16 protein-coding genes and 1 tRNA gene are annotated in these 16,385 nt (G+C 52.5%); 9 read left to right on the forward strand and 8 right to left on the reverse strand.

The annotated features are described in order from the left end of the window. The first annotated feature begins 30 nt into the window (after positions 1 to 30). On the forward strand, positions 31 to 786 hold the full coding sequence (gene xni / locus OGY09_RS12685; RefSeq protein WP_003825659.1) for a flap endonuclease Xni: 756 nt from the start codon (positions 31 to 33) through the stop codon (positions 784 to 786). A 76-nt stretch (positions 787 to 862) separates the two neighbouring features. Here xni and fucO read toward each other — a convergent pair whose 3' ends face one another. Beyond that, on the reverse strand, positions 863 to 2,011 hold the full coding sequence (gene fucO, locus OGY09_RS12690; protein ID WP_032944838.1) for a lactaldehyde reductase: 1,149 nt from the start codon (positions 2,009 to 2,011) through the stop codon (positions 863 to 865). Between the two features lie 11 nt (positions 2,012 to 2,022). Continuing rightward, positions 2,023 to 2,670, reverse strand: a complete 648-nt coding sequence (fucA, locus tag OGY09_RS12695; RefSeq protein ID WP_003825656.1) for an L-fuculose-phosphate aldolase — start codon at positions 2,668 to 2,670, stop codon at positions 2,023 to 2,025. Between the two features lie 563 nt (positions 2,671 to 3,233). On the opposite strand from fucA, the gene fucP reads away from it, so the two are divergent. From fucP to fucR, 5 genes are all read left to right on the forward strand, one after another. After that, positions 3,234 to 4,544 (forward strand): L-fucose:H+ symporter permease, encoded by a 1,311-nt coding sequence (gene fucP, locus OGY09_RS12700; RefSeq protein WP_008785696.1) that lies wholly within the window; start codon positions 3,234 to 3,236, stop codon positions 4,542 to 4,544. 31 nt (positions 4,545 to 4,575) lie between these two features. After that, complete coding sequence (gene fucI / locus OGY09_RS12705) at positions 4,576 to 6,351, forward strand: L-fucose isomerase (protein ID WP_003825648.1); 1,776 nt, start codon at positions 4,576 to 4,578, stop codon at positions 6,349 to 6,351. Positions 6,352 to 6,458: 107 nt separating this feature from the next. Beyond that, positions 6,459 to 7,877, forward strand: a complete 1,419-nt coding sequence (gene fucK, locus OGY09_RS12710) for an L-fuculokinase (RefSeq protein ID WP_008785697.1) — start codon at positions 6,459 to 6,461, stop codon at positions 7,875 to 7,877. Position 7,878: 1 nt separating this feature from the next. Continuing rightward, a complete protein-coding gene (fucU, locus tag OGY09_RS12715) occupies positions 7,879 to 8,301 on the forward strand; it encodes an L-fucose mutarotase (protein ID WP_008785698.1) in 423 nt (140 codons plus the stop codon). Between the two features lie 57 nt (positions 8,302 to 8,358). Further along, complete coding sequence (gene fucR, locus OGY09_RS12720) at positions 8,359 to 9,087, forward strand: L-fucose operon activator (RefSeq protein WP_275399126.1); 729 nt, start codon at positions 8,359 to 8,361, stop codon at positions 9,085 to 9,087. 35 nt (positions 9,088 to 9,122) lie between these two features. On the opposite strand, the gene rlmM is transcribed toward fucR, so the two are convergent. The 4 genes from rlmM to OGY09_RS12740 form a co-directional block, all read right to left on the reverse strand. Continuing rightward, the gene (rlmM, locus tag OGY09_RS12725) at positions 9,123 to 10,223 is read right to left on the reverse strand and encodes a 23S rRNA (cytidine(2498)-2'-O)-methyltransferase RlmM (RefSeq protein WP_003034040.1); all 1,101 of its coding nucleotides are present in this window, start codon (positions 10,221 to 10,223) and stop codon (positions 9,123 to 9,125) included. Then, on the reverse strand, positions 10,216 to 10,611 hold the full coding sequence (locus OGY09_RS12730) for a DUF423 domain-containing protein (protein ID WP_003034037.1): 396 nt from the start codon (positions 10,609 to 10,611) through the stop codon (positions 10,216 to 10,218). The genes rlmM and OGY09_RS12730 overlap by 8 nt, the downstream gene beginning before the upstream one ends. An 18-nt stretch (positions 10,612 to 10,629) precedes the next feature. After that, a complete protein-coding gene (gene gcvA / locus OGY09_RS12735; RefSeq protein ID WP_003034035.1) occupies positions 10,630 to 11,547 on the reverse strand; it encodes a glycine cleavage system transcriptional regulator GcvA in 918 nt (305 codons plus the stop codon). Between the two features lie 363 nt (positions 11,548 to 11,910). Continuing rightward, positions 11,911 to 12,138 carry a YgdI/YgdR family lipoprotein gene (locus OGY09_RS12740; RefSeq protein WP_003840386.1) on the reverse strand — a complete coding sequence of 76 codons (228 nt, stop codon included), beginning with the start codon at positions 12,136 to 12,138 and terminating at the stop codon, positions 11,911 to 11,913. A gap of 192 nt (positions 12,139 to 12,330) precedes the next feature. Here OGY09_RS12740 and csdA point away from each other — a divergent pair, with 192 nt between their 5' ends. Together csdA and csdE are read left to right on the forward strand one after the other, a co-directional pair. Then, the gene (csdA, locus tag OGY09_RS12745) at positions 12,331 to 13,536 is read left to right on the forward strand and encodes a cysteine desulfurase CsdA (RefSeq protein WP_032944843.1); all 1,206 of its coding nucleotides are present in this window, start codon (positions 12,331 to 12,333) and stop codon (positions 13,534 to 13,536) included. Beyond that, positions 13,536 to 13,982: a cysteine desulfurase sulfur acceptor subunit CsdE gene (gene csdE, locus OGY09_RS12750; RefSeq protein WP_032944846.1), complete on the forward strand. Its 447-nt coding sequence runs from the start codon at positions 13,536 to 13,538 to the stop codon at positions 13,980 to 13,982. The genes csdA and csdE overlap by 1 nt, the downstream gene beginning before the upstream one ends. A 77-nt stretch (positions 13,983 to 14,059) precedes the next feature. Here the strand turns inward: csdE and tcdA are convergent, their stop codons facing one another. Together tcdA and mltA are read right to left on the reverse strand one after the other, a co-directional pair. Further along, entirely contained in the window at positions 14,060 to 14,866 is an 807-nt protein-coding gene (tcdA, locus tag OGY09_RS12755; RefSeq protein WP_003825630.1) for a tRNA cyclic N6-threonylcarbamoyladenosine(37) synthase TcdA, read from the reverse strand. 108 nt (positions 14,867 to 14,974) lie between these two features. Continuing rightward, positions 14,975 to 16,072: a murein transglycosylase A gene (gene mltA / locus OGY09_RS12760; RefSeq protein WP_008785702.1), complete on the reverse strand. Its 1,098-nt coding sequence runs from the start codon at positions 16,070 to 16,072 to the stop codon at positions 14,975 to 14,977. A 206-nt stretch (positions 16,073 to 16,278) separates the two neighbouring features. Between mltA and OGY09_RS12765 the strand changes: the two genes are divergently transcribed. Further along, a tRNA-Met gene (locus OGY09_RS12765) sits at positions 16,279 to 16,355 on the forward strand. The last annotated feature ends 30 nt before the right edge of the window (positions 16,356 to 16,385 follow it).

The raw sequence follows: 16,385 nt of genomic DNA on the forward strand, positions 1-16,385 counted from the left end.
CCTACAGACTAATTTGTTAGGGAGAACACCGTGGCCGTCCACCTGCTCATTGTTGATGCACTGAATCTCATCCGCCGTATTCACGCCGTACAGGGCTCCCCCTGCGTGGAGACATGCCAGCACGCGCTCGATCAGCTGATTGTGCACAGTCAGCCCACGCACGCCGTGGCGGTATTTGATGACGAAGCACGCAATAGCGGCTGGCGTCACCAACGGTTACCTGACTACAAAGCCGGTCGCCCGCCGATGCCTGACGATTTACACCAGGAAATGCCCGCCTTACGCGCCGCTTTTGAACAGCGCGGCGTCTGCTGCTGGGTATCCAGCGGGAATGAAGCCGATGATTTAGCCGCCACTCTGGCGGTGAAAGTTAGCCAGGCGGGACACCAGGCGACTATCGTCTCAACCGATAAAGGCTACTGTCAGCTACTCTCCCCAACGCTGCGGATTCGCGATTATTTCCAGAAACGCTGGCTGGATGCGCCGTTTATCGAGAAAGAGTTTGGCGTACTGCCGCAACAGCTGCCAGATTACTGGGGACTGGCCGGGATCAGCAGTTCTAAAATACCGGGGGTTGCCGGTATTGGTCCTAAAAGTGCCACACAACTGCTGGCACAGTTTCCAACGCTGGAAGCGCTGTATGAACACCTGGATGACGTACCGGAGAAATGGCGCAAGAAACTCGAAGAACATCGGGAGATGGCATTTTTGTGCCGCGATATCGCGCGGCTGCAAACAGACTTACATATCGACGGAAACCTACAGCAGCTACGACTGGCGCGGTAGTCTTATTTCCGGATGGCGCTGCGCTTATCCGGCCTACTTATTGTACAACCCTATAGGCCGGATAAGCGCCAGGTGATTACCAGGCGGTATGGTACAGCTCAACGATATCCCCAAGGCTCGCTTCACGCGGATTTCCCCCGGTACAAACATCGTCAAATGCGGCTTGCGCCAGCGCAGGAATATCCTCTTTACGGACGCCAACATCGCGTAGATGCAGTGGGATACCTACATCGCGATTAAGGGCGAAGACGGCATCCACCGCCGCTTTGCGTGCCTCTGCCAGCGTCAGTCCTTCAACCTTAACCCCCATTACCCGGGCGATATCGCGGAATTTTTCCCCGGTGAATTCGGCGTTATAGTGCATCACATGCGGCAGCAAAATGGCATTCGCGACGCCGTGCGGCGTGTTGTAGAACGCGCCTAACGGGTGTGCCATACCATGCACTAATCCCAGACCTACGTTGGAGAAACCCATCCCGGCAACGTACTGGCCCAGAGCCATCGCTTCCCCCGCCTGGCTGTCGCCCGCAACGGAACCGCGTAATGACCCGGCAATAATTTCGATGGCTTTAATGTGCAGCGCATCGGTAAGCGCCCACGCAGCCCGCGTGATGTAGCCTTCAATGGCATGAGTCAGTGCATCTACGCCAGTAGCCGCTTTTAATGCAGCAGGCATGCCGTCCATCATGTCAGCATCAATGAACGCCACCTGCGGGATGTCATGTGGATCGACACAAACAAACTTACGCCGATTCTCTTCGTCAGTGATCACGTAGTTAATGGTCACTTCCGCCGCCGTTCCCGCAGTGGTTGGGATAGCCATAACTGGCACGCTCGGGAAGCGTGTCGGCGATAACCCTTCAAGGCTGCGTACATCCGCAAACTCTGGGTTATTGTTAATAATGCCAATCGCTTTACAGGTATCCTGCGGTGAGCCGCCGCCAATGGCGACCAGATAGTCTGCGCCGCTTTGCTGAAAGACACTCAATCCTTCCTGCACTACCGCAATGGTTGGATTAGGAACAACGCCTGAATAGATTTCCCATGCCAGACCTGCAGCATCCATTCGGGAAGTCACCTTCTCAACAACGCCGCACTGCACCAGATTTTTATCAGTCACAATCAACGCTTTGCGATAACCACGACGAATAACTTCATCGGTTAATGCGCCAACAGCTCCCCGGCCAAACCATGCCGTTTCGTTCAGAATCATTCTGTTCGCCATCGTTTTATCTCCTATTCCTCAATACGCAATCCATATGTTTTGAATTTTTCCAGCACAATAGCGATAGCCTCATCGTCCAGTACCGGAACCGGATCGGTAATCGCCAGCGTGCTGAGATAAAGCTGCGCCAGCACTTCCACTTCATGCGCTAACCACAGGGCTTTTTCCAGATTTTCCTCGCAGGCGATCAGCCCATGATGCTGCAACAGCGTTGCTTTTCGGTTTTTCAGCGCTACCGCAACGTGCTCGGAAAGCTCACGCGTGCCAAACGTCGCATATGGCGCACAGGGAATTGAGTTACCGCCAGCCGCCGCAATCATGTAATGGATTGCCGGGATTGGCCGATTGAGAATAGAAACAGCAGTACAATGCACGGCATGATTATGGACCACCGCCTGAGCATCCGGACGCGTCTGATAAGCGGCCATATGGAACCGCCACTCGCTGGAAGGTAATTTCCCTTCTTCGTGCTGCCCCTCAGCGTTGATGTACACAATGTGGGATTCGGTGAGTTTGTCATACGGAATACCCGTCGGGGTAATTAACATCCCGTCCTGGTAACGCACACTTACATTACCCGCAGTCCCCTGATTCAACCCCAGACGGGTCATTTCCAGGCAGGTATTGATAATCTGCCGTGCCAGCGTATTTCGTTCCATTACTTACCTCTCTCAGTGAGTCAAAATGCGACAACAGAACATTGCTAATACCTCGACGCTCTGTTGATTTAAGCGGGTATTTGCTAACTATCATCATGCTGAATAAAGAGAAGGGAATTTTTAGCACTGGATTTTGTGATGTTCATCAACTAATAACGCTGAATAAAAACATGCAGGCATAATATTACAATTGCAAAATGTCCGTTCTTAATAAAACCATTGTAAAACGGTCATTTGCGAATAAATTGTTACCATTGCCCGTTTTCCACTTAACTAATTAATTCGGGCATTATCCCTGTGGCTTTTTAATTTATTTTCCTCAAACGGTCATTGTTTTAAAGAAATTAAAGTGATGATAATCACATAAACCCACACCCTGAGCATAAATGTGACCACCATCATATTAATGGCCGGTTTTTATTTGAAAATGAATTCATGAGTTCATTCATGAAGGCCAATTTTATCTGGCAGGTTACCGGAACTCACCTGGATTAGCAGGTTGGTGAAAATCACCAATCGTACTCTTAAGCTGTTGAACATGCTTATGAACTGATGAGGATGCTATGGGAAACACATCAATACAAACACAAAGTTTTCATGCGGTAGAGCGGGGGCAGACAAAAAATTATGTCATTCCCTTCGCGTTACTCTGTTCACTGTTTTTTCTTTGGGCGGTTGCCAATAATCTTAATGACATTTTATTACCACAATTTCAGCAAGCTTTTACATTAACAAACTTTCAGGCTGGTCTGATTCAATCTGCTTTTTATTTTGGTTATTTCGTCATTCCAATCCCAGCCGGGATCCTGATGAAAAAACTAAGTTATAAAGCAGGCATTATTACCGGATTATTCTTATATGCCATCGGTGCAGCATTATTCTGGCCAGCGGCTGAGGTAATGAATTACACCTTATTCCTGATTGGCCTATTTATTATTGCGGCGGGCTTAGGTTGTCTGGAAACGGCTGCCAACCCCTTTGTAACCGTACTGGGCCCGGAAAGCGGCGGTCATTTCCGATTAAATCTCGCGCAAACTTTTAACTCATTTGGTGCCATTATTGCGGTTGTTTTTGGGCAAAGTCTTATTTTGTCTAATGTGCCACATCAATCTCAAGACGTACTCGATAAGATGGCGCCAGAACAGCTAAGTGCCTACAAGCACAGCCTGGTGTTATCGGTTCAAACCCCTTATATGATCATCGTCGCGGTCGTTTTGCTGGTCGCCCTGCTGATCATGTTTACCAAGTTTCCGACCCTGCAAAGTGACGATCACAGTGACAACGCTCAGAGTTCATTCTCCGCGTCTCTTTCCCGCCTGGTGCGCATTCGTCACTGGCGTTGGGCGGTACTGGCGCAGTTCTGCTACGTCGGTGCACAAACTGCCTGCTGGAGCTACCTGATTCGCTACGCAATCGAAGAGATCCCAGGCATGACGCCAGGTTTCGCCGCCAACTACCTGACCGGCACCATGGTGTGCTTCTTTATCGGTCGTTTCTCCGGCACCTGGCTTATCAGTCGCTTTGCGCCGCATAAAGTGCTGGCCGCATATGCCCTGCTTGCCATGATTCTGTGCCTGATTTCCGCCTTCACCGGTGGCCAGATCGGCCTGCTGGCCCTGACGTTGTGCAGCGCATTTATGTCGATTCAGTACCCAACCATTTTTTCTCTGGGGATCAAAAATCTGGGACAAGACACCAAATACGGCTCGTCTTTTATCGTCATGACCATCATTGGCGGCGGCATTGTGACCCCGGTGATGGGCTTTGTCAGCGATGCCGCTGGCAATATCCCGACCGCTGAACTGGTCCCGGCGCTTTGCTTCGCCATCATCTTTATTTTTGCCCGCTTCCGTTCACAAACGGCAGCCAACTGAATATTTATCCGAATAACGTGAGGAATCTGTGATGAAAAAAATCAGCTTACCAAAAATTGGTATTCGCCCGGTTATTGACGGACGTCGTATGGGTGTACGTGAGTCGCTCGAAGAGCAAACCATGAATATGGCTAAAGCTACCGCAGCGCTTATCACTGAAAAACTTCGTCATGCCTGCGGCGCACAAATTGAATGTGTGATTGCCGATACCTGTATCGCCGGCATGGCGGAATCCGCAGCCTGTGAAGAAAAATTCAGCAGCCAGAATGTTGGCGTGACGATTACCGTTACCCCATGTTGGTGCTACGGCAGTGAAACCATCGACATGGATCCGATGCGCCCGAAAGCGATCTGGGGCTTCAACGGCACGGAACGTCCGGGGGCGGTTTACCTGGCCGCCGCACTGGCAGCTCACAGCCAAAAAGGCCTTCCTGCCTTCTCCATCTATGGTCATGACGTACAGGATGCAGACGACACATCTATCCCTGCCGATGTTGAAGAAAAACTGCTGCGCTTTGCCCGTGCCGGCTTAGCGGTCGCCAGTATGAAAGGGAAAAGCTACCTGTCTGTCGGTGGTGTATCAATGGGCATCGCCGGTTCTATCGTCGACCATAACTTCTTTGAATCCTGGCTGGGTATGAAGGTGCAGGCGGTTGATATGACCGAGCTGCGTCGTCGCATTGACCAGAAAATCTATGATGAAACCGAGCTGGAAATGGCGCTGGCGTGGGCGGACAAAAACTTCCGCTACGGCGAAGATCAGAACGCACAACAATATAAACGTAACGCAGAACAAAGCCGCGCAGTGCTGAAAGAAAGCCTGCTGATGGCCATGTGCATTCGCGACATGATGCAGGGTAACAAAAAGCTGGCAGACAAAGGTCTGGTCGAAGAATCCCTGGGCTATAACGCGATCGCCGCAGGCTTCCAGGGCCAGCGTCACTGGACCGATCAATACCCAAATGGCGATACCGCCGAAGCGTTGCTCAACAGCTCCTTTGACTGGAATGGCGTTCGTGAACCGTTCGTTGTCGCAACCGAAAACGACAGCCTGAACGGCGTGGCGATGCTGTTCGGCCATCAACTCACCGGCACGGCCCAGGTCTTTGCCGATGTGCGTACCTACTGGTCGCCAGAGGCGGTTGAACGCGTCACGGGTAAACCGCTGACCGGTCTTGCTGAGCACGGCATTATTCACTTGATTAACTCCGGTTCTGCGGCACTGGACGGTTCCTGCAAACAGCGCGACAGCGAAGGTAAACCGACCATGAAACCACACTGGGAAATCTCGCAGAAAGAGGCGGATGAATGCCTGGCGGCAACCGAATGGTGCCCGGCTATTCACGAATACTTCCGCGGGGGCGGTTACTCATCTCGCTTCCTGACTGAAGGCGGTGTGCCGTTCACCATGAGCCGTATCAACATCATCAAAGGGTTGGGACCGGTGCTGCAAATCGCGGAAGGCTGGAGCGTGGAATTGCCGAAAGATATGCACGACCAGCTTGATGCGCGTACCAACTCCACATGGCCAACCACCTGGTTTGCTCCGCGCTTAACCGGCAAGGGCCCGTTCAGCGATGTCTATTCCGTCATGGCTAACTGGGGCGCTAACCACGGGGTGCTGACAATTGGTCACGTAGGTGCGGACTTTATCACTCTGGCTGCCATGCTGCGTATCCCGGTGTGCATGCACAACGTGGAAGACGAGAAAATTTATCGTCCTTCCTCCTGGGCCGCCCACGGTATGGATACGGAAGGTCAGGATTACCGCGCTTGTCAGAACTACGGTCCGCTGTATAAGCGTTAAACATCGAGCGATTGCCTGATGGCGGCGCGGCCTACGAAGCACACGGTTTTGTAGGCCGGATAAGGCGAAGCCGCCATCCGGCAATAGGTAATCTCCCAGGAGCAATTATGAAACAAGAGGTTATTCTGGTTCTCGACTGTGGCGCGACCAACGTACGGGCCATTGCCGTTGACCGACAGGGAAAGATTGTCGCCCGCGCAGCGACCCCGAACGCCAGTGACATCGCCGCAGAAAACAGTGCCTGGCACCAATGGTCGCTGGAGGCCATTCTGCAGCGCTTTGCCGACTGCTGTCAGCGGCTTTCCTCACAATTGGCCGCCTGCCAAATTCGCGGGATCGCCGTCACCACCTTCGGCGTGGATGGCGCGCTGGTGGATAAGAACGGCAAACAACTGTACCCGGTGATCAGCTGGAAATGCCCACGTACCGCAGCGGTAATGGAGAATATCCATCGCTACATGTCACCGCAGCAACTGCAGGAAATCTCCGGCGTTGGGGCGTTTAGCTTCAATACGCTGTACAAACTGGTGTGGCTGAAAGAGAACCACCCGCAATTACTGGAACAGGCGCACGCCTGGCTGTTTATCTCGTCGCTTATCAACCAACGTTTAACCGGCGAGTTCACAACTGACATCACCATGGCGGGAACCAGCCAGATGCTGGATATCCAGCAACGTGATTTCAGCCAGGACATTTTGCAGGCAACAGGCATACCGCGTCGCCTGTTTCCGCGCCTGGTTGAAGCAGGCGAACAAATTGGGGTACTGCAACGCGAGGCCGCCAGCCAGCTCGGACTTCCAGAGGGTATTCCAGTCATCTCTGCCGGACACGACACACAGTTTGCGCTATTTGGCGCAGGAGCCCAACAGGATGAACCGGTACTCTCTTCCGGCACATGGGAAATTCTGATGGTACGCAGTGCGCAGGTAAATACCTCCCTGCTCAGTCATTATGCGGGCTCCACCTGTGAGCTGGATAGTCAGGCTGGGCTTAACAATCCCGGTATGCAGTGGCTGGCCTCCGGCGTGCTTGAATGGGTTCGTAAGCTGTTATGGACCGCGGACACGCCCTGGCAAACGTTGATTGATGAAGCTCGGGATATTCCCGCTGGTGCCGAAGGGGTGAAGATGCACTGCGACCTGCTGGCCTGTCAGAATGCGGGCTGGCAAGGGGTTACCCTCAATACTACCCGTGGGCACTTTTATCGCGCCGCGCTGGAAGGACTGACAGAACAGTTGCAGCGGAATCTGCAAACGCTGGAAAAAATCGGCCATTTCCAGGCCACTGAACTGCTATTAGTTGGCGGGGGCAGCCGCAACATCTTGTGGAACCAAATCAAAGCGAACGTTCTCGGGATCCCTGTCAAAGTGCTGGATGATGCCGAAACCACCGTGGCAGGCGCCGCAATGTTTGCCTGGTCAGGCATCGGGGAATTTACCTCTCCGGAGCAGGCACGCGAACAGGTGCGCTATCAGTACCGTTACTTCTATCCGCAAACCGAATCCGAACTCACAGGAGTCGAGTAACATGCTTAAAACGATATCTCCCTTAATTTCCCCCGACTTACTGAAAGTGCTGGCCGAAATGGGACACGGCGATGAGATTATCTTTTCCGATGCCCACTTCCCGGCCAACAGCATGGGGCCGCAGGTCATCCGCGCTGACGGTCTGCTGGTCAGCGATCTGCTGCGGGCGCTTATTCCGCTATTTGAACTGGACAGCTACGCCCCACCGCTGGTGATGATGGCTGCGGTTGAAGGCGACACTCTCGATCCTGACGTTGAGACTCGCTATCGTCAGGCACTTTCATTACAGACCCCCTGCCCGGACATCACGCGTATTGACCGCTATGCCTTTTACGAACGAGCACAAAAGGCGTTTGCGATCGTTATCACAGGAGAGCGGGCAAAGTACGGGAATATTCTTTTAAAAAAAGGGGTAACGCCGTAATCTCTGGTCAGAATGCCCGTCAGGTACGGGCATTCATCATTAGATGAGGATCAGAACATGAAAGCGGCGCGCCAGCAGGCAATCGTAGATCTGCTTACTAACCACAAAAGCCTGACAACCGAAGCCCTGGCTTTGCAGCTTAATGTCAGCAAAGAGACCATCCGCCGCGATCTCAGCGAGTTACAGACCCAGGGAAAAGTGTTACGCAACCACGGTCGGGCCAAAGTTATTCACCGGGAAAATCAGGACAGCGGTGACCCATTTCATATTCGACTCAAAAGCCACTATGCACACAAAGCGGATATCGCCCGTGAAGCGTTGGCATGGATCGAAGAAGGTATGGTGATTGCCTTAGACGCCAGCTCTACCTGCTGGTATCTGGCGCGACAGTTACCGGACATCAACATTCACGTTTTTACCAACAGCCAGCCCATCTGCCAGGAATTGGCTAAACGTGAACATATTCAGCTTATCAGCTCCGGCGGTCGCCTTGAGCGCAAATACGGTTGCTACGTTAATCCCTCGCTTATCTCGCAGCTAAAACCACTCGAGATTGACCTGTTTATTTTTTCCTGCGAAGGGATCGACAGCGACGGTGCGCTCTGGGACTCAAATGCAACCAACGCAGACTTCAAATCCATTCTGCTTAAGCGTGCATCGCAGTCTTTATTACTGATCGATAAAAGTAAATTTAATCGTTCGGGAGAGGCCAGAATTGGGCATCTGGATGATGTGACGCATATTGTTTCAGATACACAGCTGATTGAAGCAATCCTGGCCGAATAGGGCGATTACGCCGCCGTCCGGCCAGGATTGTAGCCTTATCGCTCGTCGCGACGACCGCCAACGGCAGCCCACAGACGACGTACGTGAACGGTTACTTCTTCACGGTCATGATACAGCTGACGCGCCTGAATCTGGGCATTTACACCATGTTCATCAAGCTGGGCCTGAATGTAAGCCAGGTTCTGTGATACCTCTTCGTAGCGTTTTTTCATCGGCAGCTTGAGGTTGAAGATCGTCTCACGACACCAGCCGTTGACCAGCCATTGTGCCATCAGCGCGGCAACCTTCGCCGGCTTCTCCACCATGTCACAGACCATCCACGAAATGTTATTGCGATTCGGACGGTACTTAAATCCGTCTTCACGTAGCCAGGTGACCTGCCCGGTATCCATCAGGCTTTGCGCCATCGGGCCGTTATCCACGGAATAAACCCACATGTTGCGTTTAACCAGCTGATAGGTCCATCCGCCAGGGCAGGCGCCTAAATCCACCGCATACATTCCGTTCGCCAGACGCTCATCCCATTCATCGGCAGGGATAAACACGTGCAGCGCTTCTTCCAGCTTGAGCGTTGAACGGCTCGGCGCATCGGCTGGAAACTTCAGACGCGGAATCCCCATGTAAAACGGTGAGTTATTGTCAGGCCAGGAATAGCCGGTATAACAACAGCCAGGGGCGATAAAGAAGACGTGAACCACCGGACGCTTTGGCGTTTCATACTTTGCCAGTACGCCCGCTTCGCGCAGCGCTGCACGCAACGGTACGGTAAATTTACGGCAAAATTTAACCAGCTCTTTGCTTTCATTGGTGTCGGCAACTTCTACTCGCAGATCGCCACCCTTTTCCACCACGCCCTGCAACATGCCAACGATCGGTGTAATACGATCTTCCGGCGGTAAGTATTGCAGCAGCTCGCCCACCACAAACATTTGACGCGCAAAAATCAGCGAACTAAACGGCAGCTCTTTCACTAACTTTTCAGCATCGTCCTGCTGATAGCATTCGAAGATGACGTAACCCGCATTGTCTTTCACGCGGGCAAAACCGAAGATTTCCCGGCGTCCTGCTTTATCCGTAATTTCTGCGGCGCACTCTTTTTCAAAACCTGGGCGACACAACAATACAACCTTATTCATGGCTAACGCCCTTACGTTTCAATCGAATAGCGCCCACTAACATCAGCGCCCAGCCTACGAGGAAGCTGAAGCCGCCGACAGGGGTAACAAACGCCCACAGGCGTAAATGAGAGAGCGCGAGACAATACAGGCTGCCGCTAAACAGCACTGTACCTAATGCCAGAAACACGCTACTCCAGTAAAACCAAATGCTAATGCGTCGTTGCATGGCGACGGCCAGGCCAAAGATAGCCAGCGTATGAAACGCCTGATATTCAAGGCCGGTCTGAATCCACCCCATTTCAACAACACCGAGGGTTTTGCTCAGAACATGTGCCCCAAAGGCGCCCAACGCCACAAAGATAAAGCCACTTACGGCGGCAAAAATCAGCATAAAACGGCTGGTCATTTGAATACCCTACGTAAATTATTGTTCATAACGAAAGCGGAATTTTTCTTGTTCCGTGGCCGCTTTCGCCAGAATCCACTGACGGAAGGCGGCTATTTTACCCAGTTCTGCCTGACTGTCATGACAAACCAGATAAAATGCGTTTTTGCTGACCAGAACATCGTTAAACGGACAGACCAGTCGTCCGGCTTCAATTTCGGACTGCGCCATGACGTTGTTAGCCAGCGCGATCCCCTGTCCATGGATTGCAGCCTGTAGCACCATGGCGCTATGGCTGAAGATAGGTCCCTGCTGCACGTTGATATGATTCAGGCCAAGCTGGCGCGTATAGGCTTGCCAGTCTCGTCGCGACGCATCATGCAATAAAGTGTGTTTTGCCAGGTCGTCCGGTGTCTTTAGCGGTTTATCACCGGTAAGCAACAGCGGAGAGCAGACCGGCAATAAATATTCTGCGTACAATTTTTCAACGCGCAGACCCGGCCAGTTGCCGCGTCCGTAGAAAATCGCCACATCAACATCATCAGCCAGTTTGTCTTCCTGACGGTCCACCGCCTGGATCCTGACATCGATTCCCGGATAAGCTGAGTTAAAGCTAGAGAGTCTGGGCACCAGCCATTGGATCGCAAAACTGGGCAATAAACTAACGGTAAGCGCACCTTTTGCACTACGTGCCTGAAGTTTACGCGTCGCGTCGGTTAATTGCGAAAAAATCTCTTTAATGTCGAGAAAGTAGCTTTGACCTTCTTCCGTTAACAGCAAAGATCGATTGCGTCGACGAAACAGTTTTAGCCCCAAAAAATCCTCAAGTGACTTGATTTGGTGACTTACTGCGGCCTGCGTCACAAAAAGCTCTTCTGCTGCGCGAGTAAAGCTTAAATGACGCGCTGCAGCATCAAAAACACGTAACGCATTTAAGGGTGGTAATCGTTTTGACATGACTTTTAGGCTTTGATGTTAAATGAATTTAACAATTAGCTAACAGGCTGTAACCTATTAGTTTTTTTTATCTGAGCCATTATAAATTGTCCGTTGAGGTTCTACCAGCAAATACCTATAGTGGCGGCACTTCCTGAAGCCGGAACGAAAAGTTTTATCGGAATGCGTGTTCTGGTGGGCTTTTGGCTTACGGTTGTGATGTTGTGTTGTTGTGTTTGCAATTGGTCTGCGATTCAGACCATGGTAGCAAAGCTACCCTTTTTCACTTCCTGTACATTTACCCTGTCTGTCCATAGTGATTAATGTAGCACCGCCAAATTGCGGTGCTTTTTTTTGTCCGACTCTTTGTCGATGGACGACCGGTTAGTTATCCAGTTCTACCATCTCTTTCACGTCAGTGCGGTTAATCTGCTGTTTGTTGCCGTTAGCGTCTTTATACGAAATCATCCCCGTCTCATTATCGGTCTGTGGTTTACCATCAGCTACGATTGATCGGCCATCATTGGTGTGCATCACGTAATTCGAACCAGAACAGGCGCTCAGGGCAAAAGTCAGCATACAGGCAGAAATTATGGCGGCAGTCTTTTTCATCTTCTTCTCCTTAAAGCGATTTATGCTATTAAAAACATACTCCGTAACAGGCAAAATTGTTCGCCTAACGCTATTTAGCATAAGACACTGAACGGACTTTGCCAGGATATCCAGAGTATTCCGATGGTTAGCACAACCCTTGTATCAATGCCCTTTTTGCGCCACGATCGGTTTACTGAACTGAGGAATACCATGAACGCTTTTAACCCCGCGCAGTTTCGCGCACAATTTCCCGCACTCAACGATGCTGGCGTCTATCTCGACAGCGCTGCTACGGCGCTAAAGCCACAGGCGGTCATTGAGGCTACCCATCAGTTTTATAGCCTGAGCGCCGGGAACGTCCATCGCAGCCAGTTTGCTGAAGCCCAGCGCCTGACCGCACGCTATGAAGCCGCGCGGGAAAAAGTCGCACACCTGATTAATGCGTCGGATGACAAAACCATCGTCTGGACCCGCGGCACAACAGAAGCGATCAACATGGTTGCCCAAAGCTATGCGCGTCCACGCCTTCAACCGGGTGATGAGATTATCGTTAGCGCAGCGGAACATCACGCCAACCTCGTTCCCTGGCTGATGGTCGCGGAGCAAACGGGGGCTAAGGTTGTCAAACTCCCACTCACCCCCCATTTATTGCCAGACGTTGAGCGCCTCACGCAGCTCATCACCCCGCGCAGCCGCATTCTGGCGCTCGGGCAAATGTCGAACGTCACCGGTGGCTGCCCGGATCTGGTCCGCGCCATTACGCTCGCCCATGCGGCTGGCATGGTGGTGATGGTTGATGGTGCCCAGGGGATTGTGCATTACCCTGCCGATGTACAGCAGTTGGATATTGATTTCTATGCGTTTTCAGGCCACAAGCTATATGGCCCCACCGGTATTGGCGTACTGTACGGTAAGCCGGAACTGCTGGAAGCCATGTCTCCCTGGCTTGGGGGCGGTAAGATGATTAGCGAAGTCAGTTTTGACGGTTTCACCACTCAGCCCGCACCATGGAAGCTGGAAGCCGGTACGCCTAACGTTGCAGGCGTTATCGGGCTAAGCGCGGCGCTCGAATGGCTGGCGGACGTCGACGTTGCGCAGGCCGAAAACTGGAGCCGGGGTCTGGCGACGCTGGCAGAAGATGCCCTGGCGAAACGCCCTGGCTTTCGTTCCTTCCGCTGCCAGGACTCCAGTCTGTTAGCCTTTGATTTCGCGGGTGTTCATCACAGCGATATGGTCACTCTATTGGCCGAATATGGCATTGCGCTGCGCGCGGGGCAACACTGCGCACAACCGCTGCTGGCGGAACTTGGCGTATCCGGAACACTACGCGCCTCATTTGCCCCTTATAATACCCAAAGCGATGTGGATGCGTTGGTCGCAGCCGTCGACCGCGCGCTGGAAATATTGGTGGATTAATGACAAGCCCTCAGTTCGCCGGACACCCGTTTGGCACAAACGTAACCGAAGAGACGTTACGCAATACCTTTATCCCGCTTACTCAGTGGGAAGATAAATATCGCCAGCTGATTCTGCTGGGTAAGCAGTTGCCGGCGCTCCCGGATGCGCTAAAGGCGCAGGCCAAAGAAATTGCGGGCTGCGAAAACCGCGTCTGGCTGGGGCATACTTTTAATGAGAATGGCACTCTGCATTTCTTCGGCGACAGCGAAGGTCGAATAGTACGCGGACTGTTGGCGGTATTACTCACCGCGGTCGAAGGTAAAACGGCAGCCGAGTTACTGGCGCGTTCGCCGATGGCGTTATTTGATGAACTGGGTTTACGCGCGCAGCTCAGCGCCTCGCGTAGCCAGGGACTACATGCTCTGAACGAGGCGATTCTCGAGGCGGCCCAGAAAGCTGGATGACGACGCTGATACGTCTTATCCGGCCTACAACACTGCACGAACTGTAGGTCGGATAAGCGTAGCGACATCCGACACAATCAGGCCTGACGCGCGGCCTTCGCCATCATCTTCTTCAGCGCATGGGAGACAGCAACAAAGCCAAAGGTGGCTGTCACCATGGTGGCCGCGCCAAACCCGGACGCGCAATCCATACGCTTCGGCCCTTCCGCCGTCGCTTTCATCGCACATACCGAGCCATCCGCCTGCGGGTAAACCAGCGCTTCGGTCGAGAACACGCAGTCCACGCCCAGCTTGCCTTTGCTGTTTTTCACCACGCCAAAATCGCTTTTCAGCCGCTCACGTAGCTTGGCCGCCAGCGGATCCTGGATGGTTTTTGCCAAATCAACGACCTGAATCTGCGTAGGATCGATCTGTCCGCCCGCACCACCGGTGGTCACCAGCGGAATTTTGTTACGCCGACAGTACGCAATCAGTGCCGCTTTTGGGCGCACGCTATCAATCGCATCGATAACGTACGAAAATCCCGCATTCATATATTCAGCAACGTTATCTGGCGTAACAAAGTCATCGACCACGTTCACCCGGCACTCCGGGTTAATCTGTCGGATACGCTCCGCCATCACTTCAGCTTTTGCCAGACCGACGTTATCACGCAGCGCATGGATCTGGCGGTTTGTATTGGTGACGCACACATCATCCATATCGATGAGTGTGATAGCGCCAATACCGGTTCGCGCCAGCGCTTCCGCCGCCCATGACCCTACTCCGCCAATCCCAACCACGCAAACGTGCGATTGGGCAAACAGCTGCAACGCATTTTCGCCATACAGACGTGCCGTACCGCCAAAACGTTGGCGCCAGGCATCGCTAATAACCACAGACATAGAACCTCAAATTCATTAATACCGAGCAGTCTTACTGCCTTATGCCGGCTACGCCTTATCAGGCCTACTCAATAATGTAGGCTTGATAAGCGAAGCGCCATCCGGCAATTAACCGCTGAACACGTTACCCGCACCCGGCGCTGTTTTTAGTACCCATACGCGACCGTAGTGATTATACCACCCGGCACGGTGTCCGGCGTCAGCGCCAATACCCTGATAGATGTCGAAGTGTTGCCCTTTAATAGCCCCACCCACATCTAACGCCACCATCAGGCGCAGTTCGTACTGGCCGGTAAACTTGCCGTTATTGTCCAGTAACGGGACTTCCGCCAGTAACGTTGTGCCCGCAGGAATGATACTACGGTCAGAAGCTACGGACGCGCGGCCAATCAGCGGCACCGCGCTGGCCCCTTTCACCGGAGCAAAAGATTGCGGTTTAAAGAAGACAAACGATGGGTTCTGCTCCAGCAGCTCACGCACTTCGGCTTCGCTGTGTGTTTCACCCCAGTGGCGAATAGCCTGCATCGACATATCTTCTTTTTTCACTTCGCCACGGTCGATAAGCACTTTACCGATACTGCGATAGGCGTGGCCGTTTTTCCCGGCATAGCTAAAGAAGTTGAGCGGGCTGCCATCGCCAAAATCGATGTAACCACTGCCCTGAACATCCATAATGAAGTTATCCATCAGGGAGTTGCTGTATGCCAGAATATAATTGTCGCTTAGCGCGCCCGCGTAGATCTCGGCACGAGAGGGTAAGCGCCCACGTTTTGGCGGCATGCGATAGATAGGATACTGAAACTCGCCCTGGCGCGTATGGCGCGCCTGGATAACCGGTGTGTAGTAACCGGTAAACTGGACGTTACCGTAGTTGTCCGCCCCTTCCATTTGCCAGGCATCAATACCAAACTGGCGCATACTGCGCGTATCACCGCCCGCACGTAACCATTGCTGGATAGCGTTGTAGACGTCGCTCTGGTTGCCGTACAAACGTGGCGAAGCGCTGCGAATTTGATTAACCTGCTCGGCGAAATCACCGGCATTGATTGGCGCGCCAACCGCATCAGGCTGGTTCACCAGTGAGAAAGGCTGGGTAAATTTCCCGTCTTTATACTGCTGCCCACGATCGGTGGGTTTTGAGGAACACGCGGCGAGCATCGCGACTACAGCTCCCGCCAGAAGATATTTTGCCCAACGTCCTTTCATTGTTCTCGTCTTATGTTGCCTGAATGCGAGACGAAGATAACAAACCCCCGAACCTAATGAAATGCGTATACATACCCGAACGCAAATTTTGAGCAAAAAAATAATCCAGAATGCGTTGTTTTTGTTCATTTTCACCCTAAAAACGTGATCAAGGTGAAAAAAGGGTTGCATGAAAATGCGAGCAGAGTATAGTGCGCATCCACGGACGCGGGGTGGAGCAGCCTGGTAGCTCGTCGGGCTCATAACCCGAAGGTCGTCAGTTCAAATCTGGCCCCCGCAACCAATTAAAATTTGATGTAAGATTTTTGCAAAG

The sequence above is a fragment of the Citrobacter sp. Cpo071 genome (assembly GCF_030332765.1).
Lineage (GTDB): Bacteria > Pseudomonadota > Gammaproteobacteria > Enterobacterales > Enterobacteriaceae > Citrobacter > Citrobacter portucalensis.

Coding starts and splice junctions, on each gene's coding strand:
- fucO (WP_032944838.1), bottom strand. CDS start 2,011: ATGGCGAACAGAATGATTCTGAACGAAACGGCATGGTTTGGCCGGGGA.
- fucA (WP_003825656.1), bottom strand. CDS start 2,670: ATGGAACGAAATACGCTGGCACGGCAGATTATCAATACCTGCCTGGAA.
- fucP (WP_008785696.1), top strand. CDS start 3,234: ATGGGAAACACATCAATACAAACACAAAGTTTTCATGCGGTAGAGCGG.
- fucI (WP_003825648.1), top strand. CDS start 4,576: ATGAAAAAAATCAGCTTACCAAAAATTGGTATTCGCCCGGTTATTGAC.
- fucK (WP_008785697.1), top strand. CDS start 6,459: ATGAAACAAGAGGTTATTCTGGTTCTCGACTGTGGCGCGACCAACGTA.
- fucU (WP_008785698.1), top strand. CDS start 7,879: ATGCTTAAAACGATATCTCCCTTAATTTCCCCCGACTTACTGAAAGTG.
- fucR (WP_275399126.1), top strand. CDS start 8,359: ATGAAAGCGGCGCGCCAGCAGGCAATCGTAGATCTGCTTACTAACCAC.
- rlmM (WP_003034040.1), bottom strand. CDS start 10,223: ATGAATAAGGTTGTATTGTTGTGTCGCCCAGGTTTTGAAAAAGAGTGC.
- OGY09_RS12730 (WP_003034037.1), bottom strand. CDS start 10,611: ATGACCAGCCGTTTTATGCTGATTTTTGCCGCCGTAAGTGGCTTTATC.
- gcvA (WP_003034035.1), bottom strand. CDS start 11,547: ATGTCAAAACGATTACCACCCTTAAATGCGTTACGTGTTTTTGATGCT.
- OGY09_RS12740 (WP_003840386.1), bottom strand. CDS start 12,138: ATGAAAAAGACTGCCGCCATAATTTCTGCCTGTATGCTGACTTTTGCC.
- csdA (WP_032944843.1), top strand. CDS start 12,331: ATGAACGCTTTTAACCCCGCGCAGTTTCGCGCACAATTTCCCGCACTC.
- csdE (WP_032944846.1), top strand. CDS start 13,536: ATGACAAGCCCTCAGTTCGCCGGACACCCGTTTGGCACAAACGTAACC.
- tcdA (WP_003825630.1), bottom strand. CDS start 14,866: ATGTCTGTGGTTATTAGCGATGCCTGGCGCCAACGTTTTGGCGGTACG.
- mltA (WP_008785702.1), bottom strand. CDS start 16,072: ATGAAAGGACGTTGGGCAAAATATCTTCTGGCGGGAGCTGTAGTCGCG.